At 44.0% G+C, this 20,229-nt stretch carries 9 protein-coding genes; all 9 read right to left on the bottom strand.

Annotated elements, in window-relative coordinates; all coding sequences use genetic code 11:
* Positions 1-9: 9 nt before the first annotated feature.
* From C1T29_RS04190 to C1T29_RS04150, 9 genes are read right to left on the bottom strand one after another with little or no spacing between them, the layout of a single operon-like run.
* The gene (locus C1T29_RS04190; RefSeq protein ID WP_103750055.1) at positions 10-9,108 is read right to left on the bottom strand and encodes a hybrid non-ribosomal peptide synthetase/type I polyketide synthase; all 9,099 of its coding nucleotides are present in this window, start codon (positions 9,106-9,108) and stop codon (positions 10-12) included.
* 21 nt (positions 9,109-9,129) lie between these two features.
* The gene (locus tag C1T29_RS04185; RefSeq protein ID WP_071581603.1) at positions 9,130-10,272 is read right to left on the bottom strand and encodes an acyl-CoA dehydrogenase family protein; all 1,143 of its coding nucleotides are present in this window, start codon (positions 10,270-10,272) and stop codon (positions 9,130-9,132) included.
* Positions 10,259-10,528 (bottom strand): acyl carrier protein, encoded by a 270-nt coding sequence (locus tag C1T29_RS04180; RefSeq protein WP_003240117.1) that lies wholly within the window; start codon positions 10,526-10,528, stop codon positions 10,259-10,261. Before C1T29_RS04180 ends, C1T29_RS04185 begins: the two co-directional genes overlap by 14 nt.
* Before the next feature lie 25 nt (positions 10,529-10,553).
* Complete coding sequence (locus C1T29_RS04175; protein ID WP_014663084.1) at positions 10,554-11,615, bottom strand: HAD-IIIC family phosphatase; 1,062 nt, start codon at positions 11,613-11,615, stop codon at positions 10,554-10,556.
* Between the two features lie 15 nt (positions 11,616-11,630).
* A complete protein-coding gene (locus C1T29_RS04170) occupies positions 11,631-12,485 on the bottom strand; it encodes a 3-hydroxyacyl-CoA dehydrogenase family protein (RefSeq protein WP_071581604.1) in 855 nt (284 codons plus the stop codon).
* A gap of 1 nt (position 12,486) precedes the next feature.
* The gene (locus tag C1T29_RS04165) at positions 12,487-13,188 is read right to left on the bottom strand and encodes a thioesterase II family protein (RefSeq protein ID WP_014663082.1); all 702 of its coding nucleotides are present in this window, start codon (positions 13,186-13,188) and stop codon (positions 12,487-12,489) included.
* Positions 13,185-14,168: a cysteine peptidase family C39 domain-containing protein gene (locus C1T29_RS04160; protein ID WP_071581605.1), complete on the bottom strand. Its 984-nt coding sequence runs from the start codon at positions 14,166-14,168 to the stop codon at positions 13,185-13,187. Before C1T29_RS04160 ends, C1T29_RS04165 begins: the two co-directional genes overlap by 4 nt.
* Positions 14,158-15,663, bottom strand: coding sequence for a serine hydrolase domain-containing protein (locus C1T29_RS04155; protein ID WP_071581606.1), 1,506 nt, complete (start codon positions 15,661-15,663; stop codon positions 14,158-14,160). Before C1T29_RS04155 ends, C1T29_RS04160 begins: the two co-directional genes overlap by 11 nt.
* Positions 15,660-20,156 (bottom strand): non-ribosomal peptide synthetase, encoded by a 4,497-nt coding sequence (locus tag C1T29_RS04150; RefSeq protein WP_071581607.1) that lies wholly within the window; start codon positions 20,154-20,156, stop codon positions 15,660-15,662. The genes C1T29_RS04155 and C1T29_RS04150 overlap by 4 nt, the downstream gene beginning before the upstream one ends.
* Positions 20,157-20,229: the final 73 nt, after the last annotated feature.

Here is a 20,229-nt window from a genome sequence, read left to right as displayed (position 1 = left end):
CTATTTCTGCTAGATTTTCAGATCGTCTAGTTCCAGCAACGATACCTTTTCTAAATCATTGATGCCTGAAGTCAGGTCAATATCCTTGAGAGCAGTTTGCTTACAATCAATTACGGCTGACAGCACCTTTTTAATCCCTTTCGCAATGCCTTCAATCGTTTCTCTTGTAAACAGCTCAGTGCTGTATTCAATGACAGAAGATAAACCGTTTTCGTCTTCTGAAGCGATCCAAAGCAAATCAAACCGGGAAACCGCTGTTTCATATTCATAGTCGGTTAGTGTGATCCCGTCTACCTCTAAAGAAGGCTGGCTTAGATTTTGCAGAGCAAAAACGGTATCAAAAATATGATTCCTATTTAACGTCCTATCTAACTTCAAGTCTTGAACCATATGTTCATACTGATAATCTTGATGATCAAAGTCATCAATCACCAGCTGCTTGACATGGTGCAGGAATTGAGTGAACGTCATCTCTTTTTTCGGATAAAACCGAAGCGGAAGCATGTTAACGAAGATACCGATGATCCTCTGCAGCTCCTCCTGCCTTCTCCCCGCAACCGGAACGCCGACTACAATGTCGGACTGTCCAGTGAGCTTATGCAACAGGACTTGATAGATTGATAAAAGTCCCATAAACAGCGTGGCGTCTTCATCGGCCATAATGGCTTTAAACGCCTCAAGCTCTTTTTTGCTTACATCAAAACGATAATGGGCGCCGGCAAAGCTTTTGACATCAGGTCTCCGGTAATCAGCCGGCAGCTGAAGCTCACGGAAGCCGTCAAGCCGTTTCAGCCAATATGTTTTCACCTCATTCAGGTCATCAGACTGAAGCATCTGATTCTGCCATTCTGAGAAATCTTTATATTGCAGTTCAAGCGGTGCAAGCTCTTTGCCGTCATATAGATCCATAAACTCGCTGACCAAGATATCCTGAGATAGACCGTCAGAAATAATATGGTGCATATCGAGCATCAGAATATACTCGTTTTCAGAGTTCTTCATCACACCAGCTCTCATCAAGGGTGCCTGATCAAGCTGGAACGGCTTTAAAAAGCTGCTGATGACTTCTTGTTCTTTTTCGTTTTGCCCTTCCTGGCCTGCCAAATGGGATAGGTCAAAAAAGTCTGCATGAAATTCCGCATGCTCAGCTATGCACTGCATAGGAACACCGTCTATTGCTTTAAAGGATGTTCTTAAACTCTCATGACGATGAATCAATTGCCGGAACGCATTCTCCAGCCTTTGCATATCAAGCTTTCCTGCAATCCGGCCGGCAGTGAACTCATTGTAGCCAGTGCTTGTTTGATCTAACTGCTGAACAAGATAAAGCCGTTTTTGCGCTGAGGACAGCGGATAATAATCCTGTTTTTCAGCTTTTTCTATCTTTCTGTAAATCTTCTTATCGGCTTGGCTGATAAATTCGGCCATCTGCCTGATCGTCGGAATGTTAAAGAAATCCGGCAGCGCAATTTCCACATTGAACGCTTGATGAAGAATGGAAATGAAAGTAATCGCCTTTAAAGAATCACCGCCCATCTCAAAGAAATCATCGTCTATGCCGATTTGATCAATTTTGAAAAATGACTGCCAATGAACAAGGAGTTCTTTCTCCATTTCAGTTACTGGTTCAACATATTCAGCGGTAAGCTCTGGCCGCCCATACAGCGAAACGTCCTCTTCTTGCTGTTCATCGCTAGGCTGGTGCAGACGATTCACATATTTTTGTATCCTCTCCTGCAGATCCGTGGCAGACACGACAATCTGATCCATATGATCAAATGTGAAAATTCTCTCGAAAACCTCTCTGCCCTCATGCGCACGAATCAGGGTATTTTCTAAATCCCCTCCGACTGGAATATCCGGTTTTTTGCCGTCTTCAAATTCCCAGCCGTCTAAATTTAGGGCTGTCCACTGAACAGGATGCTGCGCATTATGTTGATATACAAAGGCATCAACAAAATGGTTAACTGCAGTATAGGCGGTAAATCCAAGTCCTCCCAATATCGGAGACAAGGACGAAATCAAAAAGCAGAAATCAAGCGGCCGATCGTCCAACACTTTTTCTAATACCGCAACGCCCGTCATTTTTGCTTGAATGTGAGCATTCGAAAAACTTCTATCCGTTTGCTCCATCATCCTAAATGATTGTTCGCCTGTAATTCCAGCTGCATAAATTACGCCATGTATGGAGCCGTACTTATGTTCAGCCGCATGAACCAGTTCAGACATATCCGCTTCACAGCTTGCATCCGCAGCAACAGCAATAACTTCCGCGCCTGTTTGTTCTATCTCATATATTGATTTTATTTTTTTAACAGTTGGATCATCCTCAGCATGCGTGCTGATTAAGGACTCCCATTCACTCCGCGGCGGAAGGCCGGAACGGCTAGTCAGAATAAGCTTTCCTTTTGTTTTCTCAGCAATGGTTTTGGCAGCATGTAAACCGATGAAGCCCAGCCCGCCAATCAGAATATATACGCCTCCGGGACGAAGGTGCCCTTGCGATGATTCTGCAGGCACTGCTTTGTGAATAAAATTCCTGGTGTACCTTTTATTATTTCTGTAAACCGTTAGGAGATTGCCTGATTCGGTCATCAGCTCAGATCTGATGAGTCCCAGCAGCTTGTCTTCTTTCCAGGAATCTTCTTTCTGCCTGTCTATATCAATCACTCGATAGCGAAGGAACGGTGTTTCCTGAGATATGACCATACTCGGCCCCAGATGTACGGCTTTCTCTGGATATAGCGTCTCTTCTCCGCCAAGCTGATACGTAAGGGACGATAATACAAAGATCGAAATTTCCTGGTTTGTTCCTTTCTTTTTCAATGCTTGCCCTAAGTAAAGCAACGAGTAATAGGATTCGTTTTGGATCTGCTCAATCCACTCGGCAGCAGCGGTTTCATTCTTCTCTGCCAGCCCCCAGAGGTGCAAAATCCGGCTGTACTGAATCTTTTCCTTCTCCAACACTTCAAAGAGACGGCAGTAATCTTCCGCAGAGTCTGGGCGAAGTGTGTACACTCCTTTTTCAACCTGCTGAAAGTTATGCCCTTTTTTAACGATGACACAAGAAGCACAGGCAGATTGCAGCCCCTGAATAAGCTTATGTGAAAAATCGCCATCCTCCATGAAGACAAGCAAACGTTGTTCCGCCGCTTCAATCTCTCGGGAAATTGGCAGGATTTCTTTTTCCCATTGCGGCAGATAAAACCACTCCTGAAGCGGGAGCTTTCCTCCGGAATGTTTATTGCCTTTTCCGCTGGCAGTATGCTTCCGTTTGGGCCAGAAGGATTCCTTTTCAAAAGGATATTGCGGCATAGTAATTTTTTCAGGATTTCTGCCCTCATGCAGCCCGCGCCAATCAATGACTGCGCCATACATCCACAGCGTGCCAATTCTGCTGAGTAAAAATTGGACATCCGACATATTCTGCCTGCTGTGTTTCAGCACATTGCAAACATGCTGGCGCATCTCATCGTTAATCGATCTCTTCACCAGCACACTTAAATCTTGTCCCGGGCCGATTTCGATAAAAATAGCATGCTCCTGCTTCGTTAACACGCCAATCCCCTCAGCAAAACGAACAGTCTCAGTCATGTGCCGCTTCCAATAGTCATAGTCCGCAGCTTCTTCATCCGCTATCCAGTCTCCCGTTAAATTCGAGAAGAAGGGAACACCCGGTTTTTGATAAGAAATGTGCTTAGCCGTGTTTCCAAATCGTTCAGCGGCGGAAGCCATGACGTGCGAGTGGGCAGCAATTGAGCCTTTTACTCTCATGCAAAGCACTTTTTTTGCTTTTAACTGTTCTTCAAACGCTGAAATGTCAGACTCAAGCCCCGACACAATGCAAGAAGCGTCATTCACAACAGCCAATGAAATGCAATCGGGAAGAATCGCTTTCAGTTCTTCCTCTGGCATTGGCACGCTTAACATGATGCCTGACGGCGCTTCGTGCATCGCTTGTCCACGCAAGCTGATCAGCTTGATGGCATCACTGAGCGTAAACACTCCAGATACCGCGGCAGCCGTTAGTTCACCAAAGCTGTAGCCGATCATAGCCCATGGCCGCAGCCCCCACTTCATCAATAAAAGTGACAGCGCATATTCCAGCATAAAAATAGCCGGCTGGGCATATTTCGTCTCTTGAAGCTTTATCGCGGCAGCGTCTTCATCCTGCTGATCAGGGTATAGAATATTCTCAAGCCTCTCACCAGTCGCTTCATAGAATTCTTGAAAACAGTGATCCATCGTCTCTTTGAAAAACGGCTCCTCCGTGTATAAATCCCTGCCCATGTTCACGTATTGACTGCCTTGGCCTGTGAACATGAAGATCAATTTTTTCTCCTTTTTTTCCTGAATCCGCGACATTCGACTGAGTCCCCTGTCCTTTTTCTCGGAAAGCAGTCGGATGACATCCTGCCTGTCCTTTGCCACAAACATTTGCCTATAATCAAAGTGCTGTCTTCCGGCCTGAAGTGTATAGGCGGCGTCTGCTGCATTAAGTTCAGAGTTCGTTTCCATGTGTTCGAGCAAAAGGTCTTTCGTTTTCTCTAAAGCATTCATCGTTTTTGCTGAAAGAGGAAACAGCTGATACGAACGCGTATGTTTTTCACGTTCACTGACAGGCGCTTCCTCCAGAATCACATGGGCATTTGTGCCGCCCATACCGAATGAGCTCACGCCTGCACGTCTCGGAGCATTTGTTTTCTTCCACGTCCGGAGCGTGTCATTGACAAGGAAAGGACTGTTTTCAAAATCAATATTGGGATTTGCTTCTTTAAAATGAAGACTAGGCACAAGTTGTTGATGCTTCAGAGAAAGAACTGTTTTAATGAGACCCGCCGCGCCTGCAGCAGCATCAAGGTGTCCGATATTCGTTTTTACGGAACCGATCCGGCAAAACGCGGTTTTATTCGTTTGAAACGCTTTGGTTAAGGCCTCAATTTCAATTGGATCTCCGAGAGCTGTACCTGTCCCGTGGGTTTCCACATAGCTGATGGTTTCCGGCTCAATCCCCGCATCAGCAATCGCCTCTCTTATAACCTCTGTCTGGCCTTCCACACTCGGCGCATTAAAGCCTACCTTTTGGTCACCGTCATTGTTGACCGCAGATCCTTTTACAACCGCGTATATCCTATCACCGTCAGCCAACGCGCGGCTCAACGATTTCACTGCGACAAATCCGACTCCGTCGCCTCCAACAGTGCCTTTCGCGTCTTTATCAAAGGCTCGGCAATGGCCGTCTGGCGATTTCACCATATTCTCTTGATAGATGTAGCCTGACTTAACCGGGTGGAGAATGGACACACCTCCTGCGAGAGCGATATCGGATTCTCCATTCAGCACTGATTTGCAAGCCAAATGCAGCGCGACCAAGGAGGTTGAACAAGCGGTCTGCAAGGTAATGGCTGGACCTTTCAGATTAAGTTTATGAGCAACCCGCGTGCTGATTGTATAAGTATCATTTAAAGAGCCGATTTCAAACAGCTCTGACATCCTGCCGTCTAATGAGTCAGCGAAATGCTGGAGCCATTGAAAATTTGAGGTTGTTCCTGTAAACAAACCGATTTTCCCTTCATATTCAGCTGAAACACATCCTGCGTCCTCCACCGTTTTCCATACATACTCATGAAGAAGGCGGATTTGCGGGTCCATGACCTCTGCCTGCCCCGGTGAATAGCCAAAGAAAGAGGCATCAAATAAATCAGGGCCATCGATGATTCCTTTCGCCCTTACATAATCACCTCTTGTAAATGTTTGTTCATCAATGCCCGCCGCAAACAGCTCTTCATCAGTGAAAAAAGAGATGGATTCCTTGCCGTTTTTCAGATTATGCCAAAATTCATCTATGTTTTTAGCACCGGGGAAACGCCCGGCCATCCCGATGATGGCGATGCTGTCATTTGAAGGAGCCTTCCTTTTTGATATGAATGGTGCTTTCTTTTTTGATTGCCCTTCATCCTGGCCTGATAAGAATTCAGCAAGCAACTGAACTGTTGGACGGCGGAACATCTCAACCATCGGAATACTTTTTCCCGTTTCCTTAGAAAGCTGCTGATTGACTTGGATCAAATGCAGGGAAGTGCCGCCGATTTCAAAAAATTTATCGTGAACATTGATGCTGTCTTGACCAAGTACACGTTTCCAAACCTCCAGCACCATCTTTTCTGTTTCAGAAGCTGGGGCCTCCGTAAGCACCTTCCGTTTTGTCTCTGCGGCAAGCTCGGGCAGTGCTTTTTTATCCAGTTTTCCATTAGCCGTCAGCGGCATCTCATCCATCACAATAAATCGGGATGGAATCATATATTCCGGCAAATGACGGCGCAGGTATTCACGCAGCTGCTTTTCATCAATCGTCTCATCAGTGAAAAGATAAGCAGCCAGGCACGGTGTCTGGGACGCGTCCTTCTTCACGACAGCCGCCGCCCCTTTGATCCGTCCGTACCGGCAGAGCCAATGTTCAATCTCCCCGCTCTCAATCCGATAACCCCGAAGTTTGATTTGGTCATCATTTCTGCCTAAAAATTGAATGGTTCCATCTGGTAAAAAGCGGGCTGCGTCTCCTGTTTTATACATTTTTTCTCCGGGCTTAAAAGGATGCGCCACAAATCGCTCTGCCGTCAGTTCCTTCCGCCCTAAGTAGCCTTCTGCTACTCCTTTTCCGGCAATATAGAGTTCTCCCGCTGCTCCTCGGGGCAGCAGATTCATATGTGAATCAAGAATGTATATATCAGTATGTGCTGCAGGCCGGCCGATCGGCACATACAGATCCTTATCCATTTCAGATGAGTAGCGGTGAATCATGCAGCCGACTACCGTTTCCGTCGGTCCGTATTCGTTAAAAATTTCAATTTTCCCATCGAAGTTTTGTTCAATTTTCGCCGCAAGGGAGGTTTCTAATTGCTCTCCCCCCAGTATCAGGCACTCCATGACACTGTCCTGAAACGGCATCTCGGAAATGAAATGAAGATGGGACGGCGTTAACTTCATAACATGGGCCCGATTATCTTTCAGTATTTGTTCCACAAGAAGCTGCTTGTTTTTATCCTGGTATACAATAATTGCGTTTCCGGTTATAAGCGGGGTAAAGATAGAAGTTACTGTTAAATCAAAAGATAAAGACGTATAAAGGGCAAAATCTCTTTTATGGCCTCTTACATATTGCTCGGCGGCCCAGGAAACATAATTTTCAAGACCCAGATGCTTAACAAGCACCCCTTTTGGCCTGCCTGTTGTTCCAGAGGTATATATGCAATACGCAATGTCTTGCGAACCGTATTGTTTCACCAGATTGCTGTCGTTTCCTTGGTAAAGGTTCTGATCGGTAATATCTATTTTCACACCGTCGTACGAGTAAACCAGCCCATCGATATCCTCTGTCAGCAGCAGGTTTATCCCGCTGTCCTGAAGAAGATATTCAATTCTTTCCGCCGGATAATCGGGATCAACTGGAACATAAGCGCCGCCCGCTTTTAATACAGCGAGACAAGCGATCACCATTTCAATTGAATGTTCTGTTAAAATACCGACTCTTTGTGCAGGTCTGACTCCCTGACCTTCTAAAAAACGGGCGAGCTGATTCACTTTTTTATTTAATTGATCATAGGTCAGGGATTCCGAGCGAAACTCCACAGCAAGAGCGTCCGGCGTCTTTGCTGTCTGCCGCTCAAACAAATCAATAACAGTCTGATGTTCGTTGCCGGACATACCTTTATAGTTGCAAAACTCTTCAAGCTGATAATGCACTTCATCTTCGGAAAGCATATTCAAGCGGTGCACAGATCTGTCTGCCGGATTGTCAATCACTTCCGATAACAGGTTGAGAAAATGATCCCCAAGCTGCTTCACTTGAAGAGCAGACATAGCACCAGGATTGTAGATAAAAGAAAAATGAATATGTTCATCAAAAGCTTGTACACTCAATGTCAAATCAAACTCAGTTTGCTCAAACATGTCATATTGTTCGATTGAAAGAGGAAGACTGTTTGACTTAAGCATTTGATCAAGCGGATAATTTTCAATCACGACAATCGTGTCAAATAATGACTGCTCAGCCGTCAGACCCGCATATGTTTTTAAATCAGACAGCGGTGTATGTTCATATTCACTTCTTTTGGCAATCTGCTCATGCGCAAGCTGAATCACATCTAAAGGCGTGGATTGAGGCGCAAAGCGAAGACGAAGCGGAATGGTGTTAATAAACAGCCCCGTCATTTGTTCTATTCCCGGTACATCCGCGCTTCTTCCTGAAACAGTTGTCCCGAACACCACTTCTTCTTGATCAGAATACTTCTTTAGCAGCAGCCCCCACACACTATATAAAATGGAAGCAAGCGTAACTTGCCGTTCAGCAGCGAGTGAGCGCAGAGCTTTTCCTGCTGAAACCGGAAGCTGTATCTCATGTTTAGAAAAAATAGCATTTCGCTTCCCTGGCCTTTCTGTATTCGGCAGCAATTGCACAGGCTCCCAGTCTTTCAATAACCCTTTCCAAAATAACGCCTGGCTGTCTTTTGTTTTACGCTGCTGTTCCTGCTGCCATTTCACAAATGCTTGATATGACGGTTTTTGAGAAACAACAGGTGTTTGGCCCATGGATAACGCTTGATATGACTCCATCCACTCTTTGAGGACAATCCCCATGCTCCAGCCGTCCATCAAGATATGATGAAAGCTGATCATCATCCAGATCCCGTTTTCTTCTGTTTGATAAAGTGTGACACGAAAAGGGACTTCCTGAAGCTGAAACGGCTCTCTCCGATCACGGGCCGCAAGCTCCTCCTTCAGCTTATCCTGAGAAATCCCTTTCTCGAACGGGATGCTCTGATAACGGATATCTATATTATGATGCTTTAATATCACTTGAATTGGCTTAGCTGTTTCCTTCCACCTAAACACCGTCCGCAGCATTTCATTTTGCTGAACCGTTTGCTGCCATGCTTTTTCAAAAAGATCACGGGCTGGTTCACTCTCTAGTTTTATCAGCATTTGTTCAAAATAGGCATTGCCTTCCGGCTCCATTAAATGATGAAAAAGCAGACCTTCCTGAATGGTTGTCAGTCCGAGAATGTTGGCTATGTTATTTTTATCTATTTTCTTCATTTGCTCACTCACAGAATCCTCTCCATCCTCTGCCTATATATGTTTGACAAAATATCGTCTCAATCCATAATTCGCTATAACTTGCTGCTGAATTTGAGATGTTCCTTCAATGATCTCCAATACTTTGGCTTCTCTGTACAGGCGGGCTGCTGAATGATCTCTGCTGAAGCCGCTTCCTCCATGGATTTGCACATTTGAATTGGTAATCTCAACAGCAACCTTTGAAGTGAAATATTTCGCGACAGACGTTTCCGTCACGGCCTCTGGATCTTGTTTCATCCGCATTTCGCCGGCTTTCATGCATAAGGCGCGGGCCGCATGCAGCTGTGTTACGGCATCACCGATCATTCCTTTAATCATTTGATGTTTGTAGAGCTTCTCTCCGAATTGGCTTCTCTTCCGTGAGTATGTGACTAAAGAATCGACGGCTTCCTGTGCAATCGCCAATCCGGCCCATGCTACACTGTATCTGCCATGATCCAAAGCCAAGTTAACGATGTAATTAAAACCGCCCCCGATTGGCCCTAATATTTGGTCATCAGAAACCTCGACGCCGTCAAACTCTATTTCCGCAAGATAAGAAGCTCTATTGGCCATCATGCCTTCCATTTTTTTTACCGTTACTCCGCTCTGGCGGCTGTCTACAATAAAGGCTGTAACCACTTCTCCATCCCGGGCTATAACCAGAAAAAAGTCAGCAATGGCGCCAAAGGAAATCCATTTTTTTCTGCCGTTGATGACATAGCTGCTTCCGTTTTTTACATACGATGTTTCAATGTGGTTTGCGTCTGAACCAATGTTTGGTTCAGACAATGCAAACGCTCCGATTTTCTCTCCTTTTCCGATAGGGACAAGCCATTCTTCTTTTTGGCGCTCTGTACCGTACCGCAGCAGAGATTCACCAACTAACGAATTTACAGTCAAAAGGGTTCGAATATTACAGCACGCTTTTCCTGCTTGTTCAGTAAACAAACCGTACTCGACAGGGTTCAATCCCAATCCGTGATAAACTTCCGGAATCCCCGCAGCAAAATAAGATTTGCTCCCTAACTCTTTTATTAATTCTGCCGGGATGCATTCCTTCTCATCAAATTCGCCTGCAAAAGGTCTGATTTTTTCATCGCAGTAACCCCGGAAATCTTGAATGATGTCGGCTTTCATCTCAGCTGTTTTCATTAGCAAGCGCTCCGTTCTGTTTCTTTTCAATTAGGCTGACGATTCGGTTTACTGTGCTGAAGTTGGCAATATCTAAATCTTCGTTATCAAGCTGAAACCCAAAGTTTTGCTCAAGAAATGTTACAAGCTTCATCGCAAATAAAGAATTTACAAATCCCATTTCAAAAATGTGATCATCATTGGTTAATTCGATTTCATCGTCAAAGACCACCAAATTTTGTTCAATATATTCTCTAATTTGTTCATGAAGATTCATCTATTTGCTCTCCCCGCTATTTAGATTAATTGCTGCTTCCCGCAACAGGTGATTGGCTGAATTCCGTTTTGACCTCGACATACGCAGGATACGGCTGAATCTGGCTCAGGTCATTTTCAAATAGAATGTAGCCGTCCGGGCCCTTCGTATGTTCTTTGAAATTGGCAAATTTATAGGTGATATACATGACTCTGTTGCGATCTGTTTGTTTAAAATCGGCAAACAGTTTTTTCCCTTTTTGTTTCGCTTCATTTAAAATAGCTGTCAGTAATATGGTACCGACACCGCGGGACATAACCCGGCATGACATTAAAAGAAGATTAATATGCCATTCATCTCCCTTTTCTTCTATTAAAGAGAGTCCGATCTTTCCATAAGAGCCGTACTTGTCCTCAAGTTCGCAGACTAGCAGCATATGAGAGTCTGATTCTCGGAAATAATTTAATTCCTGATAATCGTATGTTTTTCCGCTTGCATTCAGCTGGTTTGTACGCACCGTAAGCTCTTCTGCCCGCTGCAAGTCGCTTTCTTGCGCATGGCTGATCGTAAACTTCATATTCAGAGTGGCAAGAAATTGTTCGGACGGTCCTTCAAACTGCTCTTCATCCTCTTTTCTGCGATCATCCTCCAGATACATCTGCCGGCGTCTTTTGGCATCCTCTGTTACGAATGCAGGCTTCAGCAACGGGTCGACGATTAGATCCTTATACCGAACGGCATCCCAGCACGAAATCTCCGGATGGGCATTTTTCACTTCTTCCCTTTCAAACGCTTGGTCGTCAATAAAGAGAAGCGTATCCTTATGAATATTGAGGTTTTTGCTGATTTTTTCCAAAGAGACCGATTTGGCATTCCAGCTGATTTCCGGATATAAAAAGAAATGGTCTATTCCAAATTCCTTTAATTTTTCCATAGCAGCAGCTTCGTCATTTCTGCTGGCGACAGACAGCAATATGCCGCGTTCATCAAGCTCAGTCAGAATCTCTTTGATATGTTCCTTCAGCTTTACATCATCTGATTCAAGCAGAATACCATCCCATAGCGTATGATCTAAATCCCAGACAACACACTTAACTCCCTTTTTCAATGGCCTGCCCCTCCTTTAACTGTATTGAAAGAATCCTTGTCCTGACTTTCTCCCTAACTTTCCTGCGTCTACCATTTTCACGAGCAGCGGACACGGCCTGAACTTTGAATCTTTGTAGCTTTCATATAGAACCAGCAAGGAGTTAAGGATTGTATCGAGACCTATTAAATCCGCAGTCGCGAGCGGACCCATTTTATGCCCGAACCCGCCGCGGAAAATTTTATCCACATTGGCTGGTGTCGCCACTTGATCTTGTACCGTCCAAATGCTTTCATTAATGGTCAGCATTAACACACGATTTGACACAAAGCCAGGCAAATCATGAACAACGACGGGGTTTTTGTCGAAAGATTTCAAAAACTCGATGGTTGCATTGACAGTCTCGTCAGAGGTGGCATCGCCCCGTATCACCTCTACAAGTTCTTTCAGAGGAACAGGATTCATAAAATGTGCTCCGATTACCTTTTCCGGACGATGCATCAGTGAACCGACCTTCGTAATTGAGATGCAGCTTGTATTGACAAGGTAGACGGCATCCTCTCGGCAGATATCCTTTAATTGTAAATACACTTGTTTTTTGATCTCCCAATCTTCTGTTACGTTTTCAATGATGATATCAGCCGGCTCTACATTGTGCGGCTCAGTTGTGAATTGAATGTTAGCAAGCACATCTTCCAGTGACATGCTGAATTTTTCTTTCCGCATCAGTTGAACAAGCCTGAATGTCTTTTTAATGTTTTCCTCTGCGGCTTTCAGTTTTTCATCACTGATATCCAGCAAAATCACTTGATACCCATTCGCAGATAAATCAAGAGCCATATCGGCCCCCATGACGCCTCCTCCGATAACACCGGTAGTTCTGAAATCCATTTCATACCACTCCTGTCTGATTCAAAATATGATTGATTTTAGCTGTCACTTCTTCTGTCTTCTGATTAATGAAAAAATGATCTCCTTCAAATTCGTAAAATCTGCATGTCTGATCGGTGTACTGACTCCAATCAGATAAATCAAACAGCACTGACGGCAGATCACGTTTGCCGTAAAAAACCGAAATATCGCAGGATAATGGAGCAACTGCTGTATTCCTGTATGTTTCCAGCAACTCAAAGTCAGCTCTTAAAATAGGAAGGAAAAAGTCAAGCACCTGCTCATTTTTGCTGAATTCTTCCGGTACACCCCCCATCTCAATAATCGCTTGTTTTAAAGCGGAATTTGAAAGCTGATGAAGCACTTTCTTTTCCGGGATATGAGGCGGGAAACGCCCGGAAAAAAACATATGGATCGGCTGTTTATTTTCCATGGTTAATTTCCTTTGCAATTCGTATGCAAGCAGCGATCCCATGCTGTGCCCAAAAATGGCATAATCCGAATCACCCAAATGAGATTTTGCTTGCATAAACAGATCTTCCGTCACGGATTCTGCACGATTGAGCAATGGCTCAGACATTCTCGTTCCATGTCCCGGAAGCTCTAGGGCCACCAGTTCAACTGACGCATCAAGAAACCTTTTCCATCCGCTGAAGATGGTGCTCGAACCCCCGGCATACGGCAGACAGAATAATTTGATCATTTGACCCTCTCCTCTTTTCCTATATCCTTCAGGCACTCAATATGGGCTGCTTCAAGCTCCAGCACTTTTTTCAGTGAATCTTTGATCCGCTCTTCATAACCAGAAGAAGATCCCCCCGAAAAATAAAGCTTAGCCGCAAGATGCCGCGCTGCTTCCCACTCATCAATAATGTCAGATGTCACAGCGGCAAGCTGTTGAAAATCCGGAAGAAATGCGAGGCGGTATTGCTCTGTTTTTTTCACATTTAAAATTCCATTAAATGAATGAAGGAGCTTTTCGCTGTCTCTTATGCTGTGAAATTGCTCAGTAAACCGGCTGAAGGACGCCAAACCGGATAACATCCGATCTACATGCCCGGTGATGTTATGAGCAAAGAAGGCAGCCGCATCCTTGAAAATGCTTTGCCCTGAGCGGTCCCTGCCCGGATCATAAGAAAAGGAGGCATATGAATGAAAAGCGGCAGGAGGCTGAAAATAACTGTGAAATCCTTGATAGGCTTTGGCCAAATGCTGATATGAAATATTTCTGGCTTCATATGACAAGTTATCGGGATAACGGTTTTCAATGGCAAGAACAGACTGATCTACGTCATGAAAGCCATAAATCAGTATGCTGTTCCGGTTATGCTTAGACATATATTCCTGTCTATAAGGCTGCGCATATGTATCCAACCAAATGATGACGGGTTTATGTTTAAGAACATCGCGTTTCACATCAGCTATGAGACTGCTGCTGACCGATTGCTTATCCGCGATGATTCCCTGCTGATTCATGACATACTCAGGATCATAAACTTCTGTCCGATCAACCATTGGATAACCATCCTCATCCAATTGATACGAATACATGTCATTTAAAAGATAAGGATAGATTTCTTGCTGAAACGAGCGAACCACGGAAAAATAACAGTTAAAAAAACAGCTGCGATAAAATAGGTCGTTAAACGGCTGAATACCAAGGATGGATGTTTCACATTTCATGCGTCTCACTCCTTCTTGCGGCACGGTGATTGAAAAAACAAGCGGTTAAACCGAATAGACAGGAGGCAAGGAGCAGCAAACCATAAACCGCCGCCAAATAACGAAGAGATCCGGGCCCCCAAATAAATATCATGCTCCAAGGCAAGCCATTAAAGGCAAAGACTGAAATAAGCTTCGGCACCACTATTCCGGCTGCCAGCAACCCTCCCCAAAGCAGCGCCTTTATTCTTGTTCGCTGCTGAACGGGAACATTTTTCGATTTAACGTTTTTTAGAAAAATATAAACCCTCCACACCAGAACAATAAGCAATAAACTGAATAAAACCAGCAAGGCAGCCGCAGCTTTATCAATGACCTGAAACGGATCAGTGACAGAACCGTCCTGCTTTTGGTTTTGATCGGCAATCACTTGTAAAACAGAACGAGCAATTTTCTCAGGGTACGCGCTGTTCATATTGGCCAAAACCCCTACAGCCGCATTATCGTCAGGGCTGATGATAATAAACGAAGAAAAGTTCGGGTTGGAGCCGGCATGGAACAATTCTTTGACCCTGCCCTTTTTTTCAAAAATTGACCATCCCGCACCGTAATACACGCCAGGCTCGTCCGTTTTTACGCTTTTATCAGGCAGGTGGCTTTGCTCAATCAAACGGCTTATATCACCGTCACTGTGATTCAGCTGAGATCGAAGCCATTTGGATACATCCTCTGCGTTCGTGATAATATATCCGGCAGGCGTGTTTCCCCGATACTCAGGCGCGTCATAGGCTCTCGCCTTTAAAAATCCAATTTTAAAACCTGATGATACATCGCCGTCATCACCAGCGTGCCGCCCAGCATACGTGTTTGACATATCTAACTGCTTAAAAACGTGCTCAGCCATATATTGCTCGTACGGCTGGCCTGATGCCTGTTCAATGATATATCCCAGTACATCATAATTGATTGTGGCATATTCAAATGTGCTTCCCGGCTTATGACTAAGTTCAACTCCCTTTAGCCCCTTCGCCGTTTTTTCCAAAGCATCTTCCTTAGAATCAATCTTGATATCCGCTATTGATAAAAATGGAATTCCGCTTGTATGATGCAGCAGCTGATGAACTGTGATATCTGTTTTCTTTCCGTTGTAAACTGCATAAAATCCGCTGATATACCGGCTGACAGGGTCATTTAGACTGATTGCCCCCGAATGGACAAGCTTAAGTACCCCCAGTGCAGTAAATGCTTTAGAGGTTGAGCCCAACTCAAACAATGTCGAGGCGGTTACAGGGCGGCTATGCCTGTCGCCGGCATAACCAAACCCCTTTTCGTAAACCGCAGCATTTCCTTTTACCACTGTCACTGAGATCCCCGGTATTCCGCTTTCCTTCATTTGCTTTTCGATCAGAGCGTCAATGCGCTTATCAACTGGCGTCTGAGCGCTTGCGTGTCCGCCGCTCCAGATTTGAACCGACAAGATACAAAGACAGAAAACCAGCCATACGTTTCTCATCATTTGAACAAGGAATCCAATTCTTCAATAGATAATGAGGCGGTTTCGAAATCTGATGGCGTATATTCGACAGACTCTTGTTTACAGCAATGTTCAGTCAGCTCTTCCAGCTGTACAGAAAATTCATCTAAAAGCTGTTCCATATCCTCTGTCTGATAAAGATTGCTGCAGATTAAATCCAACGTTAGCTGTCCGCCATAGATTCCCGCTGTCAAATCAAGACTGACCGTCAGATCATTTTCAGGCGATGACTCAGCGCCTGAATTTAAATAAGTCATGCGGTATTCTGATTTATCTGCTAAAAAACGGTCAACTTCTCCTAGATAATTAAAGCGCAGCTCAGGCTTCTTGTGATCCGGCATTCGTTTATTCAAATAGGTGAGAGCGCCGTAGCCAATCCCCTTATTGGGGATATTGCGCAGGTTTTCTTTCACTGAACGGATTTGCGCTGGCAGATCAGCCTCTGCCTGAAATACTGCGGGATACATTGCTGTAAACCACCCGAACGTCCTTGAAAAATCTAAGTCTTCCTTTAATGGCTCTCTTCCATGACCTTCTAACTCCAAAGAAATAACCTCTTTGCCTGTGCAATGATGGCAAGCCCGGATTAACGCAGTGATAATCAAATCATTTGTTTGGGTTTGATATGCCTCATTTGCTTCACTGAGCAGTTTTTGGGTCATCTGGCTTGTCAAAACCCGTTTCAGTTTTATGCTATTTTCAACTTTGGAATTTTCCGAACAAATCCCATAGAGCGGCTCAATTTTTTTCACTTTTTCATTCCAATAACTGCATTCTTCCTCCGCTTCACGTGAATAAGCGTATTCATGGATCGAATGTGAATATTCCTGATAAGAATGTGTCTTTAAAGGGAGTCTCTTCTCTTCCTTCTTATCTAATGAATCTAAAAGAGCAAGAAAATCATCAATCAGGATTTGCCATGATACACCGTCCGCGATTAAGTGGTGGGCTGTGAATAATAAATGCGTTTTTTCGTTTGCTTTGATCATGCCGGTTTTAAAAAGCACTCCATTGTATAAGTCCGTGCTTTTTCTCATTTCCTGCCCGATTACCGCTATTTGTTTGGTTTGCTCTTCCTCGGAAAAAGTAGACAGATCCCAGTATTCAATATAAGGTTCGATATCTGTATTATGATAGACCAAGGTATTCGTCTCTTTTTCTACATTCATTCGCAAGCTGTCATGATGATTGATTAAAAGAGACAGAACCGTCTTAACGTCTTCAAGGTGAATCTCTTTTTCAGCAGTTAGCATTACCGATTGATGCCAGAAATGAGCGCACTTTAAATCCAAGGACCAGAACCATTGGGTAATCGGTGTGCCCATCACTCTGCCTTCAGCCTGTTGTTGAGAAATTGCAGGCGATTGTTTGCTGGTCACAGCACTGACAAGTTCTCTAAATACGGGATATGTCATAATATCCTGAGTCTTGATAAAAAGACCTTTTTCTTTCATTTTCGAAACGAATTGAATGGCTTTGATAGAATCTCCGCCAAGCTGATAAAAATGGTCCTCTGGGCAAATGTCTGTCTGGCCGAGAATCTCCTTCGCGGTTTCTAAAAGAACCGCCTCAGCTTCTTTCTGCTCTTCATTTAACAATCCGTAATCTGTCTGCTCTTGATAAAGTAAAGGATCAGGGAGCGCTTCTTTGTCTGTTTTTCCATTTTGCGTAAGCGGAATATGATCCATCTTGATAAAGTAGGCCGGGACCATAAAAACGGGCAGTTTGCCAGAAAGCTTTTTCCTAAGCTCCAGCACTGGCACAGGTGCAGAGCTCACTACATATGCCGCCAATTGCTTTCCGCCCTGTGAATCATCAAAATCAATGACAACCGCTTCTTCTATTTCCGCGAGAGAAAGCAGGGCTAATTCAATTTCTCCCAGTTCTATACGGTAGCCTCTTAATTTGATTTGATGGTCTTTACGCCCTGCATATTCAAGCAATCCACTATTCGTTCTTTTCGCCAGATCTCCTGTCTTATACATTTTTCTGCCCTTTATGAAAGGGTTATCCAGAAAACGCTCGGTTTGCAAATCCGGACGCTTCCAATATCCTCTGGCGACATTATCGCCTGATATATACATTTCGCCTTGAGTTCCCGGCAATACCGGCTGTAGCTGTTCATCTAATAAATAAATTTCAGTATTCTGCAGCGGAACCCCAATTGGAACCGAGGCTTGCTGATCCTGTTCTCGGTCATACTTGTGGATCATACACCCAACGGTCGCTTCTGTCGGCCCGTATTCATTAAAGATCTCGATGCGGTGATCCGATGCTTCTGTTATTTGGCGTGCTAAAGAAACAGACAGCTGCTCACCGCCAACAATCATTCTTTTAATAGAGGAATCTTTTAAGTTTGCATCTTTTAGCAACGCTAAATGCGCTGGTGTCAGCTTGATGACAGCTGTTTTCTTTTCTTTTACGATTTGATGAAGTATAAATTCCGGGATATCTTCTTGTCTGTAAATGACAATCTTATTTCCTGTCACTAATGGGGTGTAAATGGATGTAACGGTTAAATCGAAAGCTATGGATGAGTACAGCGCAAAGCTGTCCTCTTGGGAAGAAGTATAATTCTGAGAGGCTGATGTTATGTAGTTCACAAGGCTTTGATGTTCGATCATCACGCCTTTCGGCTGCCCTGTTGATCCAGAAGTGTAAATCATGTATGCGATGTCGGAAGGATCGTTCCTGATGTCTAACTGTCCCGTATCTAAATCGTTGAACATGGTGCAGTCAATACTGATTTTTTTCACGTGCCTTGGCAAACGGCAGTCTATTTTAAAAAGAGGGTCTGTAATCAAAAACGCCGCTTCACTATTTTCTAAAATATACTTGATTCGTTCCGCGGGATATTCGGGGTCGATCGGCACATAAGCGCCGCCTGCTTTTAAAATGCCCAGTAAAACAGCAATCAACTCCGGTGAGTGTTTCATGCTCACGGCAACAAAATCACCGCGGCTTATTCCTTTATGTATTAGGCAGCGGGCAATTTGGTTGGAGCGTTCATCCAGTTCCTGATAAGTAACATGTCTGCCCCCATCCTCTATCGCTGTCCGAAACGGATGCTGTGAGACTGTTGCTTGAATTAATTGATTAATTGTCTGTTCTTTCGAATAGTCGGCCTGCGTCTGATTCCACTTAAATATCTCGTCCCTTTTTTCTTGTTTAGTTAATATAGACAAATGTCTGAATTGAACGGCTGGGTCCTCGATAAGCAATAAAATCAGGCGGAGTAAACGGTCTTTCAATTGCTGAATTTCCGTTTCGCTGTAATCCGCTACCTTGTAGTCGAACTGCAATTCGATTGCCCCGCCTTCGTCCCATTCTTTAACTGCAATTTGAAGGGAATAAGGCTGTGATCCGTTATATAATTCATCATATTCGACATGGCATCCATCTATATCAGAAGCAAGGTCGGTGTTGTATGAATTGATATACATTTGGAAGAGCTGGTCATATCCCTGTTTTGCCAGCTGTAATTCCTTTATCAGTTCGTCATAGGGGTACCGTTGGTGGAGAAAGTATTTCATATAGTCTGAATTGACTTCTTGTAAAAAATCTGAGAAACGCTGGTCAAGGTCTGTTTTCTTTCTGAACGGCATCGTACTGACAGTCATCCCCGCCGTGCTTTTTTCCTTCTTTCCAGACCTGTTTAGCACCGGCGTGCCGATTATCAAATCAGTCTCTCCCGTTGCTTTGCTTACATACCAAAACAGCGATGCGGTAAACAATGCGTTTAACGAAGAGCCTTGCTTTTGAATAAATTCATAAACAGCAGCAGAATGTTCTTGGTCTAGTTTAAATCGTTTGCGTTTACCAGCAATGTTCGCTGAACTTTTTGACAAGAAGCTGTCCGGCAAATGAGAAAATTCTTCTTTCCAAAATGCGGCATCTTTTTGATATCGTGGCGAAGAAAGGTATTTTTTCTCTTTTTCTATGAGAATTGAATAGTCATCAGCGGCTTCTTCAGGCAGTTCACCTTTTGCCAGAAGCATGTACAGATCCTTAATCTTATCAATGATGATTTTCATAGACCAGCCGTCAGCAACAATATGATGGCATTTTATTAAATACCCGCATGTTGCTTCATCTGTTTGGAAAACATAAAATTGAACAAGCGCGCCATCAAACAAAGAGAAAGGGATTTTAAATTCCCGTTCGGCCCAATCTAGCATTCTTTCATATGGATGGTCGGTTGAAGTGAAATCGACTGATGGCACATGGGCCTGCACTTTTTCGTCTATGTATTGAAGAACTGATCCTTCCTGCTTTACGAGCCGTATTCTGAGGGATTCTGTCTGTCTGATGCAATGCTGAATGGCTTTTTTTAATGTCTCAAGATGAAGTTTTCCATTGATTTGGATAAGGCCGCCAATATGATTAATAGCTGTTTCGGGGTATAAATTTTCGATATTTAAAACTCTTTTTTGATGATGAGAAAGAGGAAATAAATTCAAGTTACCACTCAACATTTCCACCTCTTTACAAATAGTATTTTACATCACCAATTTAATCACATAACAAATAATTTGTAAATATTTATAA

The organism is Bacillus sp. MBGLi79 (assembly GCF_002953915.1).
The sequence above is the reverse complement of the archived record's forward strand: the minus strand, read 5'-3'. Positions and strand labels throughout refer to the sequence as shown.

Bases quoted from the DNA above. Each gene is read 5' to 3' on its own strand.
- C1T29_RS04180 (WP_003240117.1), bottom strand. From the start codon at position 10,528: ATGAATCTTCATGAACAAATTAGAGAATATATTGAACAAAATTTGGTG.
- C1T29_RS04160 (WP_071581605.1), bottom strand. From the start codon at position 14,168: ATGAAATGTGAAACATCCATCCTTGGTATTCAGCCGTTTAACGACCTA.
- C1T29_RS04185 (WP_071581603.1), bottom strand. From the start codon at position 10,272: ATGAAAACAGCTGAGATGAAAGCCGACATCATTCAAGATTTCCGGGGT.
- C1T29_RS04150 (WP_071581607.1), bottom strand. From the start codon at position 20,156: ATGTTGAGTGGTAACTTGAATTTATTTCCTCTTTCTCATCATCAAAAA.
- C1T29_RS04155 (WP_071581606.1), bottom strand. From the start codon at position 15,663: ATGATGAGAAACGTATGGCTGGTTTTCTGTCTTTGTATCTTGTCGGTT.
- C1T29_RS04165 (WP_014663082.1), bottom strand. From the start codon at position 13,188: ATGATCAAATTATTCTGTCTGCCGTATGCCGGGGGTTCGAGCACCATC.
- C1T29_RS04170 (WP_071581604.1), bottom strand. From the start codon at position 12,485: ATGGATTTCAGAACTACCGGTGTTATCGGAGGAGGCGTCATGGGGGCC.